The following is a 21592-nucleotide window of genomic DNA, read 5'->3' as shown; positions in this document are numbered from 1 at the left end:
CCAATGTCAGGAGCGCGATTCGGCCAGGCTGGCCGGCGGCCTCAGCGCCCCTGGCGCCGCGCCATGAAGGCCAGGCGCTCGAACATCATGATGTCCTGCTCATTCTTGAGCAGCGCGCCGTGCAGCGGCGGGATCGCCTTGGTCGGGTCGGCATTCTGCAGCACGTCGAGCGGCATGTCCTCGTTCAGCAGCAGCTTCAGCCAATCGAGCAATTCACTGGTGCTGGGCTTCTTCTTGAGGCCCGGCACCTCGCGAATGTCGTAGAAAATATCCATCGCCCGGCTGACCAGCATCTTCTGGATGCCGGGGAAATGGACATCGACGATCGCCTGCATCGTGTCGCGATCCGGAAACTTGATATAGTGGAAGAAACAGCGACGCAGGAAGGCGTCGGGCAATTCCTTCTCGTTGTTCGAGGTGATGATGACGACCGGCCGTTCCTTGGCCGCGACCGTCTCGCCGGTCTCATAGACATGGAAGGCCATGCGATCGAGTTCCTGCAACAGGTCGTTGGGAAATTCGATATCGGCCTTGTCGATCTCGTCGATCAGCAGCACGGGCAGGGTGGGGGAGGTGAAGGCCTCCCACAGCTTGCCCTTGCGGATATAGTTGGCGATGTCATGGACCCGCTCGTCGCCCAGCTGGCCGTCGCGCAGGCGGGCGACCGCATCATATTCATAGAGGCCCTGATGCGCCTTGGTCGTCGACTTGACGTTCCATTCGATGAGGGGGGCGTCGATGGCCTTGGCGATTTCCTGGGCCAGCACGGTCTTGCCGGTGCCCGGTTCGCCCTTCACCAGCAGCGGCCGGCGCAGCAGTACCGCGGCATTGACCGCGACCTTCAGATCGTCGGTGGCGACATAATCCTGAGTGCCTTCAAAGCGCATGGCTCTCTTCCGCTCCATCCTTGCTGGAGGACCGGACTAGGCAAAGCGGGATTGGGGCGCAACGCGTTTGTGCGTTGCGGCAAGCGGTGGGGCGATGGATCAGTTCTGCTGTTGCCGGCGGATGGCGGCGCGCGCCTCCAGCACATCCCACAGGCCACGATGCTGGGCCAGGAGTTGGCGCATGCCGAACTGGATCGCGCGATCAACGGCCGGATCGCCACCAATGGCGCGCGCCACGTCCAGCGTTGCCCGATGATCGGGCAGGGAGCAGGGAACCGGTTCGATGCCCGCACGAAGCGCGGCAATGTCCAGCAGCTTGCGCACGGCGCGCCAGTCCAGCACCAGCGCGATCGCTGCGCCCATGGCGCAACCGCGCCGGTCGGACTGGGCCAGCATGTCGAGCGCATGGCGCTGCTGACTGACGATGGTTTCGCAACTGCTCTGGCCCGCCGTGCTGGGGGCGGGGCCGGCGGCCACGGTGACCTGGGTCAGATAGGCGCGCTCCCGCGCAAAGGCGTCGGCGGCCTCGATCAGCCAGCGGCGTGCGGCATTGTCGACCGAGCGGGTGGCCGCGTGATCGATCACGCCAGGATGGCGACCATGGAGCAGGCAGAGATAATAGGCGGCATCGGCAAGGTCGGGCAGGCCAAGGCCATCGCGCGAGCGGGCGTCCTGGCTCGCCTGGGCCAGATAGCTGTGGCTATAGCTGCCATCGGCCCGAACCAGCATGTCCAGGATTTGCGCAATATCGTCGCCCCGGCGCAGCGCCGTCACTTCGCTCATAGAAATTTCCCTGTGGCAACGGCGTAAGGGGCGCCGCTGGGCACAATCTAGGGCAAGGTGCGTAAACGCCGGGTTAAACTTGTCGCTTCGGCTGGTCGCAAATGTGGCACCAATGGTCTAGGCTGTTATGGTTAACAAATGATGCTATCGTCTTGAAAAACAAAAGGCCCGGCTGGAATGTCCGGCCGGGCTCTTGTTTGAAGCGATAATCTGACCGGATTTACTGGTCCAGGAAGCTGCGCATCTTGCGGCTGCGGCTGGGGTGCTTCAGCTTGCGCAGCGCCTTCGCCTCGATCTGGCGGATACGCTCGCGGGTCACGCTGAACTGCTGGCCCACTTCCTCCAGCGTATGGTCGGTGTTCATGCCGATGCCGAAGCGCATGCGCAGCACGCGCTCCTCGCGCGGAGTCAGGCTGGCAAGGACGCGGGTAACCGTTTCCTTGAGGTTCGCCTGGATCGCGGCATCCACCGGGATGATCGCATTCTTGTCCTCGATGAAATCGCCCAGGTGGCTGTCCTCCTCGTCGCCGATCGGCGTTTCGAGGGAGATCGGCTCCTTGGCGATCTTCATCACCTTGCGCACCTTTTCGAGCGGCATCGACAGACGCTCGGCCATTTCCTCCGGCGTAGGCTCGCGGCCCTGCTCGTGCAGGAACTGTCGGCTGGTGCGGACCAGCTTGTTGATCGTCTCGATCATGTGGACCGGGATGCGGATGGTTCGCGCCTGGTCCGCGATCGAACGGGTGATCGCCTGACGGATCCACCAGGTGGCGTAGGTGCTGAACTTGTAGCCGCGGCGATACTCGAACTTGTCCACCGCCTTCATCAGGCCGATATTGCCTTCCTGGATAAGGTCCAGGAACTGCAGGCCGCGGTTCGTGTATTTCTTCGCGATGGAGATGACGAGGCGCAGGTTCGCCTCGACCATTTCCTTCTTCGCGATGCGGGCCTCACGCTCGCCCTTCTGCACCATGTTCACGATGCGGCGGAATTCGCTGAGCGACATGCCGGTCGCCTGGGCGATCTCGCTCACTTCGTTGCGGATGCGTTCGACGGCGCGGCCTTCGGCAGCGGCAAAGGCGGCCCATTTCTTGTCGAGGCCCTGCACCTTTTCCAGCCAGGCATCGTCCAGCTCATGGCCCATATAGCGCTCAAGGAAGTCCTTGCGGCTCACCTTGTGGCGCTCGGCCAAGCGCAGCATCTGGCCACCCAGCGCGGTCAGGCGCCGGTTATAGGCATAGAGCTGATCGACCAGATATTCGATCTTCTGCTGGTGGAACTGGACGCTCTCGACCTCGGCGGTCAGCTGCTCGCGCAGCTCATGATAGCTGTCCTCGGCCTTCTGGCTCAGGCTCTCGCCATTGGCCATGGCGACCATGCGCGATTCCTGGGCCTTGGAGAAGGCGCGGAAGATTTCGGTGATGGTCGCGAACTTCTCCAGCGCCATCGGCTTCAAAGTCTCTTCCATCTGAGCGAGGGACAGGGTGTTGTCCTCTTCCTCGTCCTCCTCGCGACGGGCGCGCGGCGCACCATCCTCGTCCTCGTCGCCGTCGGCGGATTCCTCCTCCGGCTCTTCCTCTTCCTTGAAGCTGGGACCGGCGGTCTTCTCGCTGATCTCGCCATCATCATCCTCGGCGCCTTCCTCCATATTTTCAGGAGCAGGATCCTTGGACAGCATGGCGTCGAGATCGAGGATTTCGCGCAGCTGCATCTCGCCATTGTTGAGCGCGGTCGACCATTCGATGATCGCGTTGAAGGTGGTCGGGCTTTCGCACAGACCCAGGATCATCGTGTCGCGGCCGGCCTCGATGCGCTTGGCAATGGCGATTTCGCCCTCGCGGCTGAGCAGTTCGACGGCGCCCATCTCGCGCAGATACATGCGCACGGGATCATCGGTGCGATCGACCGTTTCCTTCTTCTTCTCGGTGACGAGCTTGGGGCCATCATCGTCGCTCGAATCATCGTCGGCGTCGTCGGCTTCCTCGCGCTCTCGCTGCTCGTCGCCGTCTTCGCTTGCCTCTTCATTCTCGACGATGTTGACGCCCATTTCGTTGAGCGCCGACATGATGTCCTCGATCTGCTCGGAGGACATCTGGTCTTGCGGCAGGGCGTCGTTCAGTTCGTCATAGGTGATGTAGCCGCGCTTCTTCGCGCGGGCGATCAGCTTCTTGACGGACGCTTCGTTGAGGTCGAGCAGGGGGGCATCGCCATCCTCGCCATCGCCCATCCCGCCATTCTTGCTGTTCGCCTTGGTCGCCATCTATTCGCCTTAACTCCGTCGTCCCGACAGGAACGAGCCTCAATCAAACAATGTCTTCGGACTGCGCCAGTTCCGCCAGGCGGCTGTCGTGATCGGCTTTCAGCGCGCGGACGCGCTGCTGTTCAGCGAAATTCTCTTCGCTGAAGTCGCTCTCGAACCGTCTAGTAGCCTCCGCCAGCGCCGTTTCCAGCTCCGGTCCTTGCGCCATCACCCGGATGGCCTCGTCCAGGTCGCGTTGCACGCGACTGGGGTCGGTTGTCATCCTATGTGGGGTGAATGTGAACGTATCGGCCCGGAGCATCCCCTTAGCCATATTATACAAGTCACCTTGCCCCAATATGGTAAGGAGGGCCTGCGTTTCAACTGTTTCTTTGCGGAAGGATGCGGCGATCATCGCATCCAGCAATCGCGCCAGCGCGGGATCGCCGATTCGCAGGCCTGACAGCGTCTCGCGGTGCAGGACAATCTGCTCCGGATCGCGCAGCAGGCTGGCCAATATCGCCCGCAGCAGCCGATGTTCCATGCCGTTTGCGCCGATCTCCCGCGCCTCGTTGCCGGCGGGCGGGACGGGCGGCTTCCAATTGCCCTTCTTGTCGCGCTGCCAGCCGGCGCGGGCGCCACCGCCACCTGCGCCGCGCGGCGCGCGCTGGCCGCCGCCGAAGCGATCGGGCCGGGCAAAGAAGAGCGCGTCATAGCGCTCCCGGAATGCCTGGGCATAGAGCGCGCGGACATCGGGATGCTGGATCGAGTCGCTATGGGCGGCGAGCCGCTGCTTGAGCGCCGCCTTCTGCTCGGGCGTGTCGAGCGGGCCGACCTTCTGCTCATGCTCCCACAGGCGATCGACCAATGGCTGGGCGCCAGCCAGTACCGCATCCATCGCGCGCGGCCCCTCGGCACGGAGCAGATCGTCGGGGTCTTGCCCGGCGGGCAGGGTGGCGAAGGCCAGGCTGTGACCAGGGCGCAGCAGGGGGAGGGCGCGGGTCGCCGCGCGGATCGCCGCCTTCTGCCCGGCGGCATCGCCGTCGAAGCACAATATCGGCACCTCGACCATCTTCCACAATCGTTCGATCTGATGCTCGGTCAGCGCCGTGCCGAGCGGCGCGACGGCGTCGCCGAAACCGGCCTGGGCGAGCGCGATCACATCCATATAGCCCTCGACCACGATCACCCGGCCGCTCTGCCGGCTGGCGGGAGAGGCGCGGTCGATATTGTAGAGGGTCCGCCCCTTGTCGAAGAGCGGCGTGTCGGGCGAATTCAGATATTTGGGTTCGCCCTGGCCGATGATGCGGCCGCCAAAGGCGATCACCCGTCCGCGAATATCGCGGATCGGCAGCATGAGGCGACCGCGGAACCTATCGTACGTGTCACGTTCGCCGTCAGGGTCGATGAGCAAGCCGGCCTCGACCAGCATCGGCTCGCCAAATTCCTTGAGCGCGCCTTTCAGCTTCCCGCGCGAATCCGGCGAATAGCCAAAGCCGAACGTGCGCCGGGTCGCATCGCTGATGCCGCGCTTGGCGAGATAGGCGCGGGCGTCGCCGCCGTCGATGCCGCCAAGCTGGTCCTCGAAGAAGCTCTGCGCGGCGCCCATCGCGTCATGCAGCCCCTTGGCCTGCTCGGCGCGCTTGGCCGCGCGCGGATCGGCGGCGGGCACTTCCATGCCGGCGGTTGCCGCCAGTTCCTTCACGGCCTCCATGAAGGGCAGGCCGCGCTGGTCGGTCATCCAGCGGATCGCATCGCCATGCGCGCCGCAGCCGAAACAGTGATAGAAACCCTTCTCGTCGTTGATCGTGAAGCTGGGCGTCTTCTCGTTATGGAAGGGGCAGCAAGCCTTATACTCGCGGCCCGCCTTCTGCACCTTTACGGTCTTGCCGATCAAAGTCGAAAGCGACGTCCGCGCGCGCAGCTCGTCCAGCCATTGGGGCGTGAGGGTCAACTTAAAGCCCCTCCCTTCGAAGGGAGGGGTTGGGGTGGGTGATCTTCTGCCTTTCCGGCATGGCGCGGGCACGATCCAGAATGACGCTCAGCACGCCTTCCAGATTGTCCCGAATGTCGAAGTTGGAGAAGCGCAAAACCAGATAGCCCTGATGTGCAAGGTCAAAGTCTCTATCTCGATCCTTGATAGCATCATGGCTATCATCATCGACTTCTATGATGAGGCCGAGGAGGGGGCAGAGAAAGTCACAGATATAGGGTTCGATCACGGCTTGTCGGCGGAATTTGAAGCCTTCCAGCTGGGAGCCGCGTAGGGCGCCCCAAAGGCGGCGTTCATATTCCGTAGGCTCCCGCCGCATCTCGCGCGCAAATTGACCGAGTCTCGCATTGATGCGCAGCGCCATCACCCACCCCAACCCCTCCCTTGGAAGGGAGGGGCTATTATGTCAGTATCGCATGCGCGTGTCAGCCCGGTGCTAACTCAGCTCAGCGCCGCCTTCACCAGCCCACTCGCCTTGCTCATGTCGATCACGGCGCCATGGCGTTCCTTGAGCACGGCCATCACCTTGCCCATGTCCTTGACGCTTTCCGCGCCGATCTCGGCCTTGATGCCCTCGATCGCGGCGCGGGTCTCGTCCTCGTTCAGCTGCGCGGGCAGGAAGGTTTCGATGACGTCCAGCTCGGCCTGTTCCTTGGCGGCCAGTTCGTCGCGGCCGCCGCTCTTGAACATGTCGATCGATTCGCGACGCTGCTTCACCATCTTCTGCAACACTTCCACGACGACGGTGTCGTCGTCGGGCACGCTGCTGGCGGTGCGCAGTTCGATGTCGCGATCCTTGAGCTTGGCCAGGATCAGGCGCACGGCAGCCAGGCGATCCTTGTCGCCGGCCTTCATGGACTCCACTTGGGCGCTCTTGATGGTGTCGCGAATCATGGGCGAATTAATCCTGTTTCTCGGGAAAGGAGTAGATATAATGCGAAAAGAGATTTTTAACAGACGTTGACCTTCACGCGTTGCGGGAATAGGTGACCGGCCGTTTAACCCGCACCAGACGGGTTCCCGCAAAAGCATAAAGGACCGCAGACCATGGCTGACGCCAAGACCCTCATTGTGCCCAAAGGAGCGACAGGGGTCGTGGTTTTTGCCGATGGCGCCGCCGTCTTCGGTCGCGGCTTCGGCGCGGTCGGCGACGCGGTCGGCGAACTCTGCTTCAATACCTCGATCACCGGCTATCAGGAGATCATGACCGATCCCTCCTATGCCGGGCAGATCATCACCTTCACCTTCCCGCATATCGGCAATGTCGGCACCAATCTCGACGACGTCGAAGCCGACAGCCCCTATGCGCTGGGCTGCATCGTGCGCCAGGACGTCACCGCGCCCAGCAATTTCCGCAATGTCGAACCGTTCGACCAGTGGATGAAGGACAAGGGCCGCATCGGCCTCGCCGGTGTCGACACCCGCGCGCTGACTAGGCTGATCCGCGAGAAGGGCGCGCCCAACGTCGTCATCGCCCATGATCCCGACGGCAATTTCGACATCGCCGCGCTCGCTGCCAAGGCTGCCGCCTGGCCGGGCCTTGAAGGCATGGACCTCGCCATCGAAGTCACGGGCAAGGAAAGCCGCCTGTGGAAGGACGGCATCTGGACCATCGGCCATGGTTATGGCCTGAATGAAGCGGGCGAGGAACGCCCCCATGTCGTCGCCATCGATTATGGCGCGAAGAACAACATTTTCCGCAATCTGGTGAAGGCCGGCGCGCGCGTCACCGTGCTGCCCGCCACCGCGACCTTCGATCAGGTCAAGGCGCTCAATCCCGACGGCGTGTTCCTGTCGAACGGTCCGGGCGATCCGGCCGCGACCGGCGAATATGCCGTGCCGGTGATCCAGCAGGTACTGGCCGCCGACATCCCCGTCTTCGGCATCTGCCTGGGCCACCAGCTTCTGGGCCTCGCCGTCGGCGCGAAGACGATCAAGATGCATCAGGGTCATCGCGGCGCCAACCATCCGGTCAAGCGCCTGTCGGACGGCCTGGTCGAGATCACCAGCATGAACCATGGCTTCGCCGTCGATGTCGACACGCTGCCGGCCAATGCGCGCTCGACCCATGTCTCGCTGTTCGACGGCAGCAATTGCGGCATCGAACTGACCGACAAGAATGCCTTTTCGGTCCAGTATCACCCCGAAGCCTCGCCCGGTCCGCAGGACAGCTTCTACCTGTTCAAGAAGTTCGTAGACGGCCTCAAGGGTGCGGTCGCCGCGTGAGCCAGAACCTGCCCCCGGTTGACGAAGCGCGCCTTGCCGCAGAGTGGGAGGCGGACAGGCAAGTCCTCGCCAATCTCAAGCGCAATGGCGACGTCGCGCGTCTCGCGCGGCCTGTGGATGTCAGCTTCCGGGGCAGCGAGAAGGATTTCGAGCGCGTCCTGACCATCGCCAGCCAGTTCGGCTTCGTCGAACTGGACCGCGAGGAAGATGAGGAAGGCGACCTGTTCCTGTTCCTGGAATGCGTGCAGCCGGTCGACGAAGCCTCGATCCGCGCGCTGACCCGGAAATGCCTCCAGATCGAAATCCTCTGCGGCGTCGAATATGACGGCTGGGGCTGCGAGGCGCAGGCGGGGGGCGTGCATTGATGGCGCAATTTTGGAGGTACTGAGCAATGGCGACGGTGCGCGACTTTACAGTTGAACATCTAGACAATGCCCGACCTCACGAAGAGGTCGAGACCATCGTTCGGCTCGTAGATTGCGGCCGTGAGAAACTGATCCAGATTGATACCTACGGCCGGCCCGGCCGGGAGATGCCTGGCAAAGTTTCGCAAACAATTCGCTTAGATAAAACCGCTTTTGAAAAGCTGGTGCAGATCGGGAAAAGCCACTTCTGATGCCTAAAAGAACCGACATCTCCTCCATCCTCATCATCGGCGCTGGTCCGATCATCATCGGCCAGGCGTGCGAGTTCGATTATTCGGGCACGCAGGCGGTCAAGGCGCTGAAGGAAGAGGGCTATCGCATCATCCTGGTGAATTCCAACCCGGCCACCATCATGACCGACCCGGAATTTGCCGACGCGACCTATGTCGAGCCGATCACGCCCGAAATCGTGGCGAAGATCATCGAAAAGGAGCGGCCCGATGCGGTGCTGCCGACGATGGGTGGCCAGACCGCGCTGAACACAGCCCTGGCGCTGTTCAACGACGGCACGCTGGAGAAGTTCGGCGTCCAGATGATCGGCGCCGACGCCGAGGCGATCGACAAGGCGGAGGACCGGATCAAGTTCCGCGACGCCATGGACAAGATCGGCCTGGAATCGGCCCGCTCGCGCATCGCCCATACCATGGAAGAGGCGATGGAAGCGCTGGAGTTTACCGGCCTTCCCTCGATCATCCGTCCCAGCTTCACCATGGGCGGCACCGGCGGCGGCATCGCCTATAATCGCGACGAGTTCATGAACATCGTCCGCGGCGGCCTGGATGCCTCGCCGACCACCGAAGTCCTGATCGAGGAATCGCTCCTCGGCTGGAAGGAATATGAGATGGAAGTCGTGCGCGATCGCAACGACAATTCCATCATCATCTGCTCGATCGAGAATGTCGATCCGATGGGCGTCCATACCGGCGACTCCATCACCGTCGCGCCGGCGCTGACGCTGACCGACAAGGAATATCAGATCATGCGCAACGCCAGCCTGGCGGTGCTGCGCGAGATCGGCGTCGAAACCGGTGGTTCCAACGTCCAGTTCGCGGTCAATCCCAAGGATGGCCGTCTGGTCGTCATCGAGATGAACCCGCGCGTGTCGCGTTCCTCGGCGCTGGCGTCGAAGGCGACCGGCTTCCCGATCGCCAAGGTCGCGGCCAAGCTGGCCGTGGGCTATACGCTCGACGAGATCGAGAATGACATTACCGGCGCGACCCCGGCCTCGTTCGAGCCGACCATCGACTATGTCGTGACCAAGATCCCGCGCTTCGCCTTTGAAAAGTTCAAGGGCGCCGAGCCGCTGCTGGGCACCGCCATGAAGTCGGTCGGCGAAGTCATGGCGATCGGCCGCAACATCCATGAATCGATGCAGAAGGCGCTGCGCGGTCTGGAAACCGGCCTGTCCGGCTTCAACCAGGTCGATCATCTGGTCGGCGCGCCCAAGGACGACATCATTGCCGCCCTGGCACAGCCGACGCCCGATCGTCTGCTGGTCGCCGCGCAAGCCCTTCGTGAAGGTCTGACCGTCGCGGAAATTCACAATATCGCCAAGTTCGATCCCTGGTTCCTGGAGCGCCTGAAGGAAATCGTCGAGGCCGAGAATGAGGTGCTGGAACATGGCCTGCCGCGCGATGCGGACGGCATGCGCCGCCTCAAGGCCATGGGCTTTTCCGACAAGCGTCTCGCCTGGCTGGCGCTCAAGTCCGCCAATTTGCGCGGCAATGAGCGCGGCGTCGCGCGCGGCAGCGGCCTGATCCACGATGCCGTCGTCGCCATGACCGGTGGCGTCACCGAGGATGAAGTGCGCAGCCTGCGCCACAAGCTGGGCGTGCGTCCGGTGTTCAAGCGCATCGACACTTGCGCCGCCGAGTTCGAGGCGAAGACGCCCTACATGTATTCGACCTACGAAGCCCCGATCTTCGGTGAGCCGGAGAATGAGGCGCAGCCCAGCGACCGCAAGAAGGTCGTCATCCTGGGTGGTGGTCCCAACCGCATCGGCCAGGGTATCGAGTTCGACTATTGCTGCGTCCATGCCTGCTTTGCGCTGAGCGAAGCCGGCTATGAGACGATCATGGTCAACTGCAACCCGGAAACCGTGTCGACCGACTATGACACGTCCGACCGCCTCTATTTCGAGCCGCTGACGGCCGAAGATGTGCTGGAAATCCTGCATGTCGAAATGTCGAAGGGGACGCTGGCGGGCGTGTTGGTGCAGTTTGGCGGCCAGACGCCGCTCAAGCTCGCACAGGCGCTGGAGGATGCCGGCATCCCGATCCTGGGCACCAGTCCGGACGCGATCGACCTGGCCGAGGATCGCGAGCGTTTCGCCGCGCTGATCGAAAAGCTGAAGCTGCGCCAGCCGGCCAACGGCATTGCCCGCAGCCGCGAGGAGGCGATCGCGGTCGCCAATCGTATCGGCTATCCGGTGCTGATGCGTCCGTCCTACGTCCTTGGCGGTCGCGCCATGGAAATCGTCGACGGCCAGGCCCAGCTCGAAGAATATATCACTACCGCCGTGCAGGTGTCGGGCGACTCCCCGGTGCTGATCGACCAGTATCTGCGTGATGCGGTCGAGGTGGACGTGGACGCCCTGTGCGACGGCGACGATGTGGTTGTCGCCGGCGTGCTGCAGCATATCGAGGAAGCGGGCGTTCACTCCGGTGACTCGGCCTGCTCGCTGCCGCCCTACAGCCTGTCGGACGAGGTGATTGCCGAGATCGAGCGTCAGACCGAAGTGCTGGCCCGTGCCCTGTCGGTCCGTGGCCTGATGAACATCCAGTTCGCGGTCAAGGACGGCATCGTCTATCTGATCGAGGTCAATCCGCGCGCCAGCCGGACCGTGCCCTTCGTCGCCAAGGCGATCGGCACTCCGATCGCCAAGATCGCCTCGCGCGTCATGGCCGGTGAAAAGATCAAGGATCTGCCCAAGATCGATCGCAACGCGATCGACCATGTCGCGGTCAAGGAAGCCGTCTTCCCGTTCAACCGCTTCCCCGGCGTCGACCCCGTGCTCTCGCCGGAAATGAAGAGCACCGGCGAAGTCATGGGCATCGACAGCAATTTCGCGACCGCCTTTGCCAAGGCGCAGCTGGGTGCGGGTACCGTGCTGCCGACCAGCGGCACCGTCTTCGTCTCGGTCAAGGACAGCGACAAGCCGGTGATCCTGCCGGCTGTGCAGAAGCTGGCGGGCATGGGCTTCACCATCATCGCGACCGGCGGCACTGCCACTTATCTGGAAGGTCAGGGGATCGCCGTCGAGCATGTGAACAAGGTGGCCGAAGGGCGCCCGCACATCGTCGACCGGATCACCGATGGCGACGTGCAACTGATCTTCAACACCACCGAAGGCTGGCAGTCCCTGAAGGACAGCAAGGCGATCCGCACCAGTGCTCTACGCGCAAAGATTGCAAGTTTCACCACCGCGACCGCCAGCGTCGCTGCGGCGGACGCAATCGAGGCTTTGCGGGACCGCGCCCTTGAAGTGCGCTCGCTCCAGTCCTATTATCCTGGGTCGCACGCCTGATCCCCTTCACCAGGAAGCATGCTGCGGGTGGCGCCACGTTCGGCGCCGCCAAAGGGAAGTTTTGACGAAGGATTTGCAATAATGGCGACCGTCGAGAAGATGCCGATGCTGCAGGTGGGCTATGACAAGCTCAATGCGCAGCTCCGCGAACTGAAGGCCGAGCGCCCTCTGATCGTGGACGCCATCGAGGAAGCTCGTGCCCACGGCGACCTGTCGGAAAATGCCGAATATCACGCCGCCAAGGAACGGCAGGGGCAGGTCGAGGCAACGATTTCCGACCTGGAAGACAAGCTGTCGCGCGCCCAGATCATCGATCCGACCACCCTGTCGGGTAACAAGATCGTGTTCGGCGCGACCGTGACCCTGCTGGACGAGGACGACAAGCCGGTCAAATATCAGATCGTGGGCCAGGCCGAGGCGGATGCCAAGGCGGGCATGATCAGCTATAACAGCCCGCTGGGCCGTGCGCTGATCGGCCGCGAGGTCGGTGACGAGGTGGAAGTGTCGGTCCCGTCGGGCGACAAATTCTACCTGGTCGACAAGATCGCGTTCATCTGATCCCGTGAAACTGCCTGCCGGACGCACGACCAACGCGATCGCGCTGGTCACGTTCGTCCTGTTCCTGTTGCTGCTGGCAACCGGGCAGATCGACAATGCGGCCTTGCTGGGCGGGTTCATGCCCGCCCGCATTGGCAATCCCGGCCTGCTGGACGGCATGGCGGCGGTGCCCTGGTGGCTGACGCCGCTCAGTTGCACCTTCGTCCATGCCGGCTGGCTGCATATCGCCTTCAACCTGCTGATGCTGCTTTTCTGCGGGCGGCAGGTCGAGCATGTGCTGGGCCGCACCGGCACGCTGATCCTCTATGTCGTCGGCGCATATGCGGCCTGTTTCGCGCAATGGGCGATCACGCCGGAATCGATCAATCCGATGGTCGGGGCGAGCGGCGCGATTTCCGCGATCATCGCCACCTATGCGCTGCTTTACAGCCAGCAACAGGTGCGGCGGATCGGGCCGTTGTCGGCCAATTTCGTGCGGGTGCTGTGGCTGGCGGCCGCCTGGATCGCGATCCAGTTGATGATCGGCGTGGCGACGGCGGGGGGATTGGGCGATCTGGGTCAGATCGCGATTGCCGCGCATATCGGCGGCTTCCTGGCAGGGCTGGCCTTGACCCGGCCCTTGCTGCGCTGGCGCTTCCGTAAACGGCCCCAGGCTATCAATTGATCGTTCGATAATATGTGTTCGGGCGAAACCGGGGCATGATCCGGTCTCGCCCGAAACAGGCCATCAGGCTGCCGGCAGCTCAGGCTCCAGCAAGCGGTGCAGATGGACGATCACATAACGCATTTCGGCGTCATCGACGGTGCGCTGCGCTGCGCCGCGCCAGGCCTTTTCGGCCGAGGCATAGTCGGGGAAGACGCCAACCAGGTCGACCTTGCTCAGGTCCTGGAATTCCAGCGTCTGCGGGTTGGTTACGCGGCCGCCCATCACCAGATGCATCTTGCTCATGGCGTTATATGTTCTCCTTTGACTGATCGCGGTGCCTTAGCATCGTCCCTGCGATCCGCCAAGGAAAGCGGCCTATGTGTCGATTGCGTTTGCGGCAATCGCGATTAGCTTTTCGGCAATCGCGCCTTGATCGCGTCGCCCAGCGCCTCGACGCGGGTGGAGACGAGCGCGACCAGTTCGTCCGCCAGCTTCGATGCCTTGCCGCCAAGATCGGCCGATGCCGCAGCGTCACGGGCCGCTGCAGCGGTGTCGCTGGCGCTTTCCTTGGCGCTCGACAGCGCATGGCTTGCCGTTTCGCGGGCCTTGCTCAGCACTTCGCCGGCATTGTCCCGCGCACTGGCCAGCGCTTCGCCCGCATTGTGGCGCAGCGACTCGCTATTCTCGCTCGCGGCCGTGCGGGCGGTGGCGGCCGCCTCCAGCACGCGCGCCCCGGCGGTAGCGGCCAGGCCCGGAAGCGCCTTCATCACCTTCCGGCTCTTGGGGAACATCCAGGCGATGACCGCACCAGCTGCCACCGCGCCGGCCACTGCCGCCACCGGATGCTCCTGAATGATCTCGTTTGCGCGGGCAGCGACCCGCTGGCCCCGGTCGCGCGCGTCGCCATAGGCTTCGCTCGCCTTGTCCTTGCCGGTCTGGATCAGTTCGCCGGCGCTTTCGCGCGCCTTGCCGGTGCTGTCCTTGATCATGTCGGTCGCGCTGCCGGCGGCGTCATTGGCCGCTTCGCGGACGCGGGTCAGTTGGGCGCGGATGTCAGCCATCATCAATCTCCGAAATTTCCGTGTTACGGTTCCTCAGTCGAACGAACAGGCGTCCGAAAAGTGCCGTGAGGGGGCGGCGGAAGAGAAACAGGACGATGCCGGTTGCCGCCGCGCCGGTTGCAACCGGCCGCTGGCGCACCTTGGCACCGACATAGGCGACGCCGTCGAGCGCAGTCGCCGTGATCTTCGCCTCGACATCGGCCTTCAGCCGATCGGGTGCGATCCGCGCCTGGGCATCGGCAAGGCTCAGGACCGCCTTGCTGCGCAGATGCACCGCGCGTTCGGTCGCTTCGCGATAGGCCTGTTCCCGGTTCATGACTTGATCGTCTTCAACATATGGCTGATCTGTCCCTTGGCCAGCAGCAGCAGCAGGACGGCGATCAGTACGGCGCCGCCGAACACCGCCAGCGTTGCCCAGAGCGGCCCGATCATCGCGGACAGCGCAATCACCAACCCGATCAACAGGGTCACGATCGCGGCGAACAGCAGCATCAGGGCCACGATCCCCAAGATCGCGGCATTGCGGATGCCGGCGCCAGCAATGCCGGCGCGCAGCTTCTGGCGCTCGACCTCCGCCTGCGCATAGGCGCGGCCATCGGTGTAGAGGCGGGCGAATGTCGCGCGGACAGACCCCTCATTCCCCTCGGTCTGCGGCGTTGCCACCGTATCCGCTGGTTCCTGCGTCAATTGCCCCTCCGCCCCGTCAGCCGGGGCCTGCGGTTAGCCGTCACGATAATCCTGTCTTGCGTTCGTCAGGCGTCGCTGTCGGACGATCCTTTGGCAAGGCGCATCAGCACGAAACCGACCACGGCCGCGGCGCCGATGGCAACGGCCGGGCTCTTGCGCACGAAATCACGCGCCTCGGTCATCAACTGGTCGACATCCTTGCTGTCCAGCGTATCCGCGGCACTGGCCACCGATTCCGCTGCCTGGCGGGCATAGTCGCCATATTGCGGGCCGAGCTTCGCATCGACCGTGCCGGCGGTGTCCGCAATCAGCTTCGACAGGCTCTGCATCGCCGAACCGGTCTTGTCCTTGGCACTGCTCGCCGCAGACTTGGCGGTCTTGCCCGCCTGCTCCTTAATCGGGTCGATATGCGCCTTCCAGTCGACCGAATTGATCTTGTCGGTCGCGGCCTTGGCGGCTTTTTCGGCCTGTGCCTTGATCGGGGCGATCTGCGCGGACCAGCCATGGGCGGCCCCGTTTCCGGGCTTTGCGGGCGCCTTGCGGGTGGCGGCCTTCTTCACCGGCGCGGCCTTGACGGCCGGGGTGGAGGCCTTGGTCGACGCCGGCTTCGCCTTGGCGGCAACCGCCTTCTTCACGCGCTTGACGGGCGGGGTTTCCGGGGTGTCGGCCATTGTCCAAAGTCTCCCTAAAGCTCAACCTCATGGTCCCGCGCGGGGCGGGCTGTCATGATCCTAATGCTTGGCGGCGGCCTACAGTTCCGGCGCCGTTACTATTTTGAGCATCGGCATTTTTTGTCCGATGGCAAGTCCCCCGGATTGCCAAGTTTGGGGCTGCTGGCTAAGCGGGGCCGCGAAAAGGCCGCCCGGCGCGTGTCCGGGCTCAGATCAGGGAGCGATCATGACCGCCATTCTCGATATCCACGCCCGCCAGATTCTCGACAGCCGCGGCAATCCGACCGTCGAAGTCGATGTGATGCTGGAAGATGGCAGCTTCGGCCGCGCCGCCGTGCCCTCGGGCGCATCGACCGGTGCCTATGAGGCGGTCGAAAAGCGCGACGGCGACAAGAGCAAATATCTGGGCAAGGGCGTGCTTCAGGCCGTCGCCGCCGTCAATGACGAGATTGCCGAGCAGCTCATCGGTCTCGATGCCGAGGACCAGGGCGAAGTCGATGCCGCAATGATCGCGCTCGACGGCACCGAGAACAAGTCGCGCCTGGGCGCCAACGCGATCCTGGGCGTGTCGCTCGCCACCGCCAAGGCTGCTGCCGACGCGCGCGGCCTGCCGCTCTATCGCTATGTCGGCGGCGTGTCGTCGCATGTCCTGCCGGTGCCGATGATGAACATCATCAACGGCGGCGAGCATGCCGACAACCCGATCGACTTCCAGGAATTCATGATCATGCCGGTCGGTGCGGAGAGCATCGCCGACGCCGTGCGCATCGGTTCGGAAATCTTCCACACCCTCAAGAAGGGCCTGCACGACAAGGGCCTGGCGACCTCGGTCGGTGACGAGGGCGGCTTTGCCCCCAACATCGCCTCGACCCGCGATGCGCTCGACTTCATCATGCTGTCGGTCGAAAAGGCCGGCTACAAGCCCGGTGACGATGTCGTGCTGGCGCTGGACTGCGCCGCGACCGAATTCTTCAAGAACGGCAAATATGAGATTTCGGGCGAAGGCCTGTCGCTCTCGCCGGTCGAAATGGCCGACTATCTCGCCGCGCTGGCTGCCGACTATCCGATCAAGTCGATAGAAGACGGCATGAGCGAGGATGATTTCGAGGGCTGGAAGGCGCTGACCGACAAGATCGGTGACAAGGTTCAGCTGGTCGGCGACGATCTGTTCGTCACCAACCCGGCGCGCCTGTCGATGGGCATTGGCAAGGGGCTGGCCAACTCGCTGCTGGTGAAGGTCAACCAGATCGGCACGCTGTCGGAAACGCTCGCCGCCGTCGATATGGCGCACCGTGCCCGCTACACGGCGGTCATGTCGCACCGTTCGGGTGAGACCGAGGATTCGACCATCGCCGACCTTGCTGTCGCCACCAATTGCGGTCAGATCAAGACCGGCTCGCTCGCCCGTTCGGACCGGCTTGCCAAGTATAATCAGCTGATCCGCATCGAAGAGGAACTGGGCGACATGGCGGTCTATGCCGGTCGTTCGATCTTCCGCTGATCCACGGCTAATTTCAGGTTAGGGATTCGGCTGGTCGCATCGGGCATATTTTTGCTTGCGACCGGCCGAATCCTGTGATTCAAGCAGTTCATGGCGCATATCGCGAAGCTCCGCATGCTATTGATGTCGGCCCTCGGGCCGGCAATCGCGGTGCTGTTGCTGCTGTTCTTCGCCGGCTATGTGGTGCTCGGCTCCAATGGCGTGCTCGCCTGGGGCGATTATTCGCGCCAATTGCGCGACGCGAAGGCTGAGCTCAAGATTGTCCAGTTGCATCGCCAGGAACTGCGCAACCGGGTCGATCTGCTCAATCCGCGCCGCGTCGATCCCGATCTGTCTGACGAACTGATCCGTCGCCAGCTCGGCGTGATTCACCATGACGAAGTGATCGTTCCGCTGAACTGATCCGCACCCCCGACGGCGCGCGCTTTCCATTTATTTGGTAAAATCCTGTCGCGGCAACATTTTGTTGCCAGCCGTTCGCGACCCGTTTTCGACAGCGTTGTCATGGATTGTCGTTTTTGCACTCGGGACATTCATTATGCCGGGATTCCGTGGGGTCCGCCGTTGCAATCTATGCAACTCTGACGCATATCGGGCTTCCTTCCATCCTACCCACGCAAAAGGATAATAGCCTTGGCGAAACCAACCACGCCGCGCGCCGACAGCGCAAAGGCAAAGGCCGCAGTGCCGGCCGGTGCGGACCATAATCGTCCGCGCCCCGAAACGCCCACCGACTACAAGGCCAGCAAGGAAGAGCTGCTGGAATTCTATCGGCAGATGGTTCTGATCCGCCGCTTCGAGGAAAAGGCCGGCCAGCTTTATGGTCTGGGTTTCATCGGCGGCTTCTGTCACCTCTATATCGGCCAGGAAGCGGTTGCGGTCGGCATCCAGTCGGCATTGAAGCCCGGCAAGGACAGCGTGATCACCGGCTATCGCGACCATGGCCACATGCTCGCCTATGGCATCGACCCCAAGGTCATCATGGCCGAACTGACCGGCCGCGAAGCCGGCATTTCGCGCGGCAAGGGCGGTTCGATGCACATGTTCAGCGTCGAGCATAAATTCTATGGCGGCCACGGCATCGTCGGCGCCCAGGTGTCGCTCGGCGCGGGCCTCGCCTTCGCCCACAAATATAATGACGATGGCGGCGTGTGCGTTGCCTATTTCGGCGACGGCGCGGCCAACCAGGGCCAGGTCTACGAATCGTTCAACATGGCCGAGCTGTGGAAGCTCCCGATCATCTTCGTGATCGAGAACAACCAATATGCCATGGGCACCAGCGTCAATCGCGCCTCGTCGGAAGACCAGCTTTATCGCCGTGGCGAGAGCTTCCGCATCCCCGGCATCCAGGTCGACGGCATGGACGTTCTGGCGGTGCGCGGTGCGACCGAGGAAGCGCTCAAGTGGGTACAGGGCGGCAATGGCCCGATCCTGCTTGAAATGAAGACCTACCGCTATCGCGGTCACTCCATGTCCGATCCGGCCAAATATCGTTCGCGCGACGAGGTTCAGGCCGTGCGCGACAACAGCGACCCGATCGAGGGCGTGAAGAAATATCTGATCGATGCCGGCGTCAGCGAGGACGAGATCAAGGTCATCGACCAGGATATCCGCAAGATCGTCGCCGAAGCGGCTGATTTCGCCGAAACCTCGCCCGAACCTGAGATGCATGAACTCTATACCGACGTGCTGGTGGAGCAATATTAATGGGTATCGAAATCAAGATGCCGGCGCTCTCGCCGACGATGGAAGAGGGCACGCTGGCCAAGTGGCTGGTGAAGGAAGGCGATGAAGTGAAGTCCGGTGACATTCTCGCCGAGATCGAGACCGACAAGGCGACGATGGAATTCGAAGCCGTCGATGAAGGCAAGATCGGCCAGATCGTGATTGCCGAAGGCACCGAAGGCGTGAAGGTCGGCACCGTCATTGCGACGATGGCGGGCGAGGGCGGCGAAGCTGCTCCGGCGCCTGCACCGAAGGCCGAAGCGCCCAAGGCAGAAGAAGCCCCCAAGAAGGCAGAAAGCGGCACGTCGAAGCTGGCGTCGGAAGCCAAGGCGACCGTGCAGGATCCGGACCTCCCGGCCGGCACCGAGTTCGTCAAGACCACCGTGCGCGAAGCGCTGCGCGACGCCATGGCCGAGGAAATGCGGTCGGACCCGCGCGTCTTCGTGATGGGCGAGGAAGTCGCCGAATATCAGGGCGCCTACAAGGTGACTCAGGGCCTGCTCGACGAATTCGGTCCCAAGCGCGTCATCGACACGCCGATCACCGAATATGGCTTTGCCGGCATCGGTTCGGGCGCGGCGATGGGTGGTCTGCGTCCGGTCATCGAGTTCATGACGTTCAACTTCGCCATGCAGGCGATCGACCACATCATCAACTCGGCGGCCAAGACCAACTATATGTCCGGTGGCCAGATGCGCTGCCCGATCGTGTTCCGTGGTCCCAACGGCGCGGCCAGCCGCGTCGGCGCACAGCACTCGCAGAACTACGGCCCCTGGTACGCCGCGGTTCCCGGCCTGATCGTCATCGCGCCCTATGACGCGGCCGATGCCAAGGGCCTGCTGAAGGCCGCGATCCGCTCGACCGACCCGGTCGTGTTCCTGGAGAATGAACTTCTCTACGGTCGCAGCTTCGACGTGCCCAAGGTCGACGATTATGTCCTGCCGATCGGCAAGGCGCGCATCATGCGTCCGGGCAAGGACGTGACCCTGGTCAGCTACTCGATCGGCGTAGGCCTGGCGCTCGACGCGGCCGAGCAGCTTGCTGCCGAGGGCATCGATGCGGAAGTGATCGACCTGCGCACGCTGCGCCCGCTCGACACCGCGACGGTTCTGGAGAGCCTCAAGAAGACCAACCGCCTGGTGGTGGTGGAAGAAGGCTGGCCGACCTGCTCGATCGCGTCGGAAATCGCCGCCGTCGTGATGGAAAAGGGCTTCGACGATCTCGACGCCCCGGTGCTGCGCGTCACCAACGAGGATGTGCCGCTGCCTTATGCCGCCAACCTCGAAAAGCTGGCACTGATCGACGCGGCCCGCGTGGTCGAAGCAGCCAAGAAGGTCTGCTACAAGTAAGAATGAAAAAGGGGCGGTCCGATCGGATCGCCCCTTTTTCTATCGGTTCGTTGTCCTCTTGCGGTCAGGCAGGGCAGGAGGCAATCTGGCTGTTGGGCAGGCTGCCCGCATTCTTCATCGCCTGATCGGTCCGCTCGCGCACATTGAAGGCGCTGGTATAGCGAATGGTTTTCGAACCGAAAATGTCGTTCGAGATCAGCGGCTGATAGGTATAGGCGACTTCCACGAACATGACGGCCGTGCCGCCGCCCGAAGTGATCTTGGTCGCGGCCGAGGTGCCAGGGCCCAGGCCATCCCTCAACGTCGCATCGTTCGTGCCATCACCCGCTTTGCCGTAGCTTGATGTGAAACTGCCGCTGCCCCAGCAGCGCTGCCATCTTATATACTGGCCGGCATTGCTGCCCGTCTGGTTGTTTGGTTCCAGATCGGACAGGAAGATGCGGGTGTTTGCCTTGAAGTTCTTGAGGTTGGCACCGGCCAATTCCGCGCCAGTGAAAATCTCGTTGATGTCGGCCTCATCGATCGAGGTTCGCTCGCGGGAGGCATTGTCGGCGACCAGCATCGCGATCTGGCTGACGCGCATATGGGCGGTCGCCAGATTGGCGATTTCCAGCCCACCCATCGACAACACCATCAGCACTGGCAAGGAATAGGCAAACTCAATAAGGGCCAGGCCCGACTGGTCGTCGCGCAGATGGCGCGCCCAGCGCGCGAGGGAAAGGCGGATCGGGGTCATGTGCAGATGATCGGCAATGTTGCCTGGTTGGACCAGGGCTGGTTGCGGATGGTGGCGTTGGCCGTGGCGGTCTGGGTTGCACTCCAGCCCAGCAGTTTGGCCATCGGGAACAGGCGGGGCATGGACACGGTTACCTGATAGAAGACGATATCATCAGCTCCACCAAGGCCCGTAGAGCCGGCGCTGCTGTCGTAACTGCCATTGCCATTGGAATCCTCGAAGCAATCGCCCGTGTTGAAGCTGCCAAGCGGTGCCGTATCCGTGGTGATCTTTTCAGGCTTCCCGACGCGCGAGAAGTTGTAATAGCTCTTCTTGGTCACCGAAGTGGAGCCGTTCTTGCTGTTGATCGCCTGCATCTGCGCATCGATATAGGCGTCGATCTGGGTGCTGTTGAGTGTCCCGACCGATGCCGCGCGAGCGGCTCTGTCGAGCACACCCTGGGTCACCGAGCGCAGATAGGACTGATAGCCCAAGTCGCCGACGCCCATGATGAACAGGCAGAGCGGCGTGACGATCAGGCCGAACTCCATCAGCGTCGCGCCACGTTGATCACGCTGTAGATCACGGGGGAGGTGAAAC

General features: G+C 63.0%; 23 protein-coding genes. 10 read left to right on the top strand and 13 right to left on the bottom strand.

Annotated elements, in window-relative coordinates:
• Positions 1-41: 41 nt before the first annotated feature.
• The 6 genes from JQK15_RS10470 to JQK15_RS10445 all read right to left on the bottom strand — a co-directional run bounded on the left by JQK15_RS10470 (position 42) and on the right by JQK15_RS10445 (position 6796).
• A complete protein-coding gene (locus JQK15_RS10470; RefSeq protein ID WP_214865386.1) occupies positions 42-887 on the bottom strand; it encodes an AAA family ATPase in 846 nt (281 codons plus the stop codon).
• A 99-nt stretch (positions 888-986) separates the two neighbouring features.
• Positions 987-1670 (bottom strand): DUF6975 family protein, encoded by a 684-nt coding sequence (locus JQK15_RS10465; RefSeq protein ID WP_214865385.1) that lies wholly within the window; start codon positions 1668-1670, stop codon positions 987-989.
• Between the two features lie 220 nt (positions 1671-1890).
• Positions 1891-3930: an RNA polymerase sigma factor RpoD gene (gene rpoD, locus JQK15_RS10460; protein WP_004211766.1), complete on the bottom strand. Its 2040-nt coding sequence runs from the start codon at positions 3928-3930 to the stop codon at positions 1891-1893.
• 43 nt (positions 3931-3973) lie between these two features.
• A complete protein-coding gene (gene dnaG, locus JQK15_RS10455) occupies positions 3974-5863 on the bottom strand; it encodes a DNA primase (RefSeq protein WP_214865384.1) in 1890 nt (629 codons plus the stop codon).
• A gap of 1 nt (position 5864) precedes the next feature.
• Positions 5865-6266 (bottom strand): endonuclease domain-containing protein, encoded by a 402-nt coding sequence (locus tag JQK15_RS10450; RefSeq protein ID WP_214865383.1) that lies wholly within the window; start codon positions 6264-6266, stop codon positions 5865-5867.
• A 77-nt stretch (positions 6267-6343) separates the two neighbouring features.
• Positions 6344-6796 carry a GatB/YqeY domain-containing protein gene (locus tag JQK15_RS10445; protein ID WP_214865382.1) on the bottom strand — a complete coding sequence of 151 codons (453 nt, stop codon included), beginning with the start codon at positions 6794-6796 and terminating at the stop codon, positions 6344-6346.
• 153 nt (positions 6797-6949) lie between these two features.
• Here JQK15_RS10445 and carA point away from each other — a divergent pair, with 153 nt between their 5' ends.
• The 6 genes from carA to JQK15_RS10415 all read left to right on the top strand — a co-directional run bounded on the left by carA (position 6950) and on the right by JQK15_RS10415 (position 13301).
• Positions 6950-8128, top strand: a complete 1179-nt coding sequence (gene carA / locus JQK15_RS10440; protein ID WP_214865381.1) for a glutamine-hydrolyzing carbamoyl-phosphate synthase small subunit — start codon at positions 6950-6952, stop codon at positions 8126-8128.
• Positions 8125-8493: a ribonuclease E inhibitor RraB gene (locus JQK15_RS10435; protein WP_017501335.1), complete on the top strand. Its 369-nt coding sequence runs from the start codon at positions 8125-8127 to the stop codon at positions 8491-8493. The genes carA and JQK15_RS10435 overlap by 4 nt, the downstream gene beginning before the upstream one ends.
• Before the next feature lie 26 nt (positions 8494-8519).
• Positions 8520-8744: a methionyl-tRNA formyltransferase gene (locus tag JQK15_RS10430; protein ID WP_161730337.1), complete on the top strand. Its 225-nt coding sequence runs from the start codon at positions 8520-8522 to the stop codon at positions 8742-8744.
• On the top strand, positions 8744-12079 hold the full coding sequence (gene carB, locus JQK15_RS10425; RefSeq protein ID WP_214865380.1) for a carbamoyl-phosphate synthase large subunit: 3336 nt from the start codon (positions 8744-8746) through the stop codon (positions 12077-12079). The genes JQK15_RS10430 and carB overlap by 1 nt, the downstream gene beginning before the upstream one ends.
• 81 nt (positions 12080-12160) lie before the next feature.
• Complete coding sequence (gene greA, locus JQK15_RS10420; RefSeq protein WP_004211784.1) at positions 12161-12637, top strand: transcription elongation factor GreA; 477 nt, start codon at positions 12161-12163, stop codon at positions 12635-12637.
• Positions 12638-12641: 4 nt separating this feature from the next.
• Complete coding sequence (locus JQK15_RS10415; RefSeq protein WP_069335868.1) at positions 12642-13301, top strand: rhomboid family intramembrane serine protease; 660 nt, start codon at positions 12642-12644, stop codon at positions 13299-13301.
• Between the two features lie 63 nt (positions 13302-13364).
• On the opposite strand, the gene JQK15_RS10410 is transcribed toward JQK15_RS10415, so the two are convergent.
• The 5 genes from JQK15_RS10410 to JQK15_RS10390 form a co-directional block, all read right to left on the bottom strand.
• Positions 13365-13586: a DUF4170 domain-containing protein gene (locus tag JQK15_RS10410; RefSeq protein ID WP_004211788.1), complete on the bottom strand. Its 222-nt coding sequence runs from the start codon at positions 13584-13586 to the stop codon at positions 13365-13367.
• Between the two features lie 104 nt (positions 13587-13690).
• Entirely contained in the window at positions 13691-14344 is a 654-nt protein-coding gene (locus JQK15_RS10405; protein ID WP_004211790.1) for a hypothetical protein, read from the bottom strand.
• On the bottom strand, positions 14337-14660 hold the full coding sequence (locus JQK15_RS10400) for a hypothetical protein (protein ID WP_017501338.1): 324 nt from the start codon (positions 14658-14660) through the stop codon (positions 14337-14339). The genes JQK15_RS10405 and JQK15_RS10400 overlap by 8 nt, the downstream gene beginning before the upstream one ends.
• On the bottom strand, positions 14657-15031 hold the full coding sequence (locus tag JQK15_RS10395; RefSeq protein ID WP_097382636.1) for a phage holin family protein: 375 nt from the start codon (positions 15029-15031) through the stop codon (positions 14657-14659). Before JQK15_RS10395 ends, JQK15_RS10400 begins: the two co-directional genes overlap by 4 nt.
• Before the next feature lie 65 nt (positions 15032-15096).
• Positions 15097-15702: a hypothetical protein gene (locus JQK15_RS10390; protein ID WP_004211793.1), complete on the bottom strand. Its 606-nt coding sequence runs from the start codon at positions 15700-15702 to the stop codon at positions 15097-15099.
• 226 nt (positions 15703-15928) lie between these two features.
• Between JQK15_RS10390 and eno the strand changes: the two genes are divergently transcribed.
• The 4 genes from eno (at position 15929) to JQK15_RS10370 (ending at position 20277) form a co-directional block, all read left to right on the top strand.
• A complete protein-coding gene (eno, locus tag JQK15_RS10385; RefSeq protein WP_037521021.1) occupies positions 15929-17203 on the top strand; it encodes a phosphopyruvate hydratase in 1275 nt (424 codons plus the stop codon).
• A 90-nt stretch (positions 17204-17293) separates the two neighbouring features.
• Complete coding sequence (locus tag JQK15_RS10380) at positions 17294-17605, top strand: FtsB family cell division protein (protein ID WP_004211795.1); 312 nt, start codon at positions 17294-17296, stop codon at positions 17603-17605.
• A 231-nt stretch (positions 17606-17836) separates the two neighbouring features.
• Positions 17837-18910, top strand: a complete 1074-nt coding sequence (pdhA, locus tag JQK15_RS10375; protein WP_004211796.1) for a pyruvate dehydrogenase (acetyl-transferring) E1 component subunit alpha — start codon at positions 17837-17839, stop codon at positions 18908-18910.
• On the top strand, positions 18910-20277 hold the full coding sequence (locus tag JQK15_RS10370; RefSeq protein WP_004211797.1) for a pyruvate dehydrogenase complex E1 component subunit beta: 1368 nt from the start codon (positions 18910-18912) through the stop codon (positions 20275-20277). The genes pdhA and JQK15_RS10370 overlap by 1 nt, the downstream gene beginning before the upstream one ends.
• 64 nt (positions 20278-20341) lie before the next feature.
• Here the strand turns inward: JQK15_RS10370 and JQK15_RS10365 are convergent, their stop codons facing one another.
• Positions 20342-21013, bottom strand: coding sequence for a TadE/TadG family type IV pilus assembly protein (locus tag JQK15_RS10365; RefSeq protein ID WP_037521017.1), 672 nt, complete (start codon positions 21011-21013; stop codon positions 20342-20344).
• Positions 21010-21543: a TadE/TadG family type IV pilus assembly protein gene (locus JQK15_RS10360; RefSeq protein WP_247594301.1), complete on the bottom strand. Its 534-nt coding sequence runs from the start codon at positions 21541-21543 to the stop codon at positions 21010-21012. The genes JQK15_RS10365 and JQK15_RS10360 overlap by 4 nt, the downstream gene beginning before the upstream one ends.
• Positions 21544-21592: the final 49 nt, after the last annotated feature.

The sequence above is a fragment of the Sphingobium sp. BHU LFT2 genome (genome assembly GCF_018604485.1).
Classification (GTDB): domain Bacteria; phylum Pseudomonadota; class Alphaproteobacteria; order Sphingomonadales; family Sphingomonadaceae; genus Sphingobium; species Sphingobium yanoikuyae_A.
Note: the sequence above shows the minus strand (reverse complement) of the source record. Positions and strands in the feature narration are given on the sequence as shown.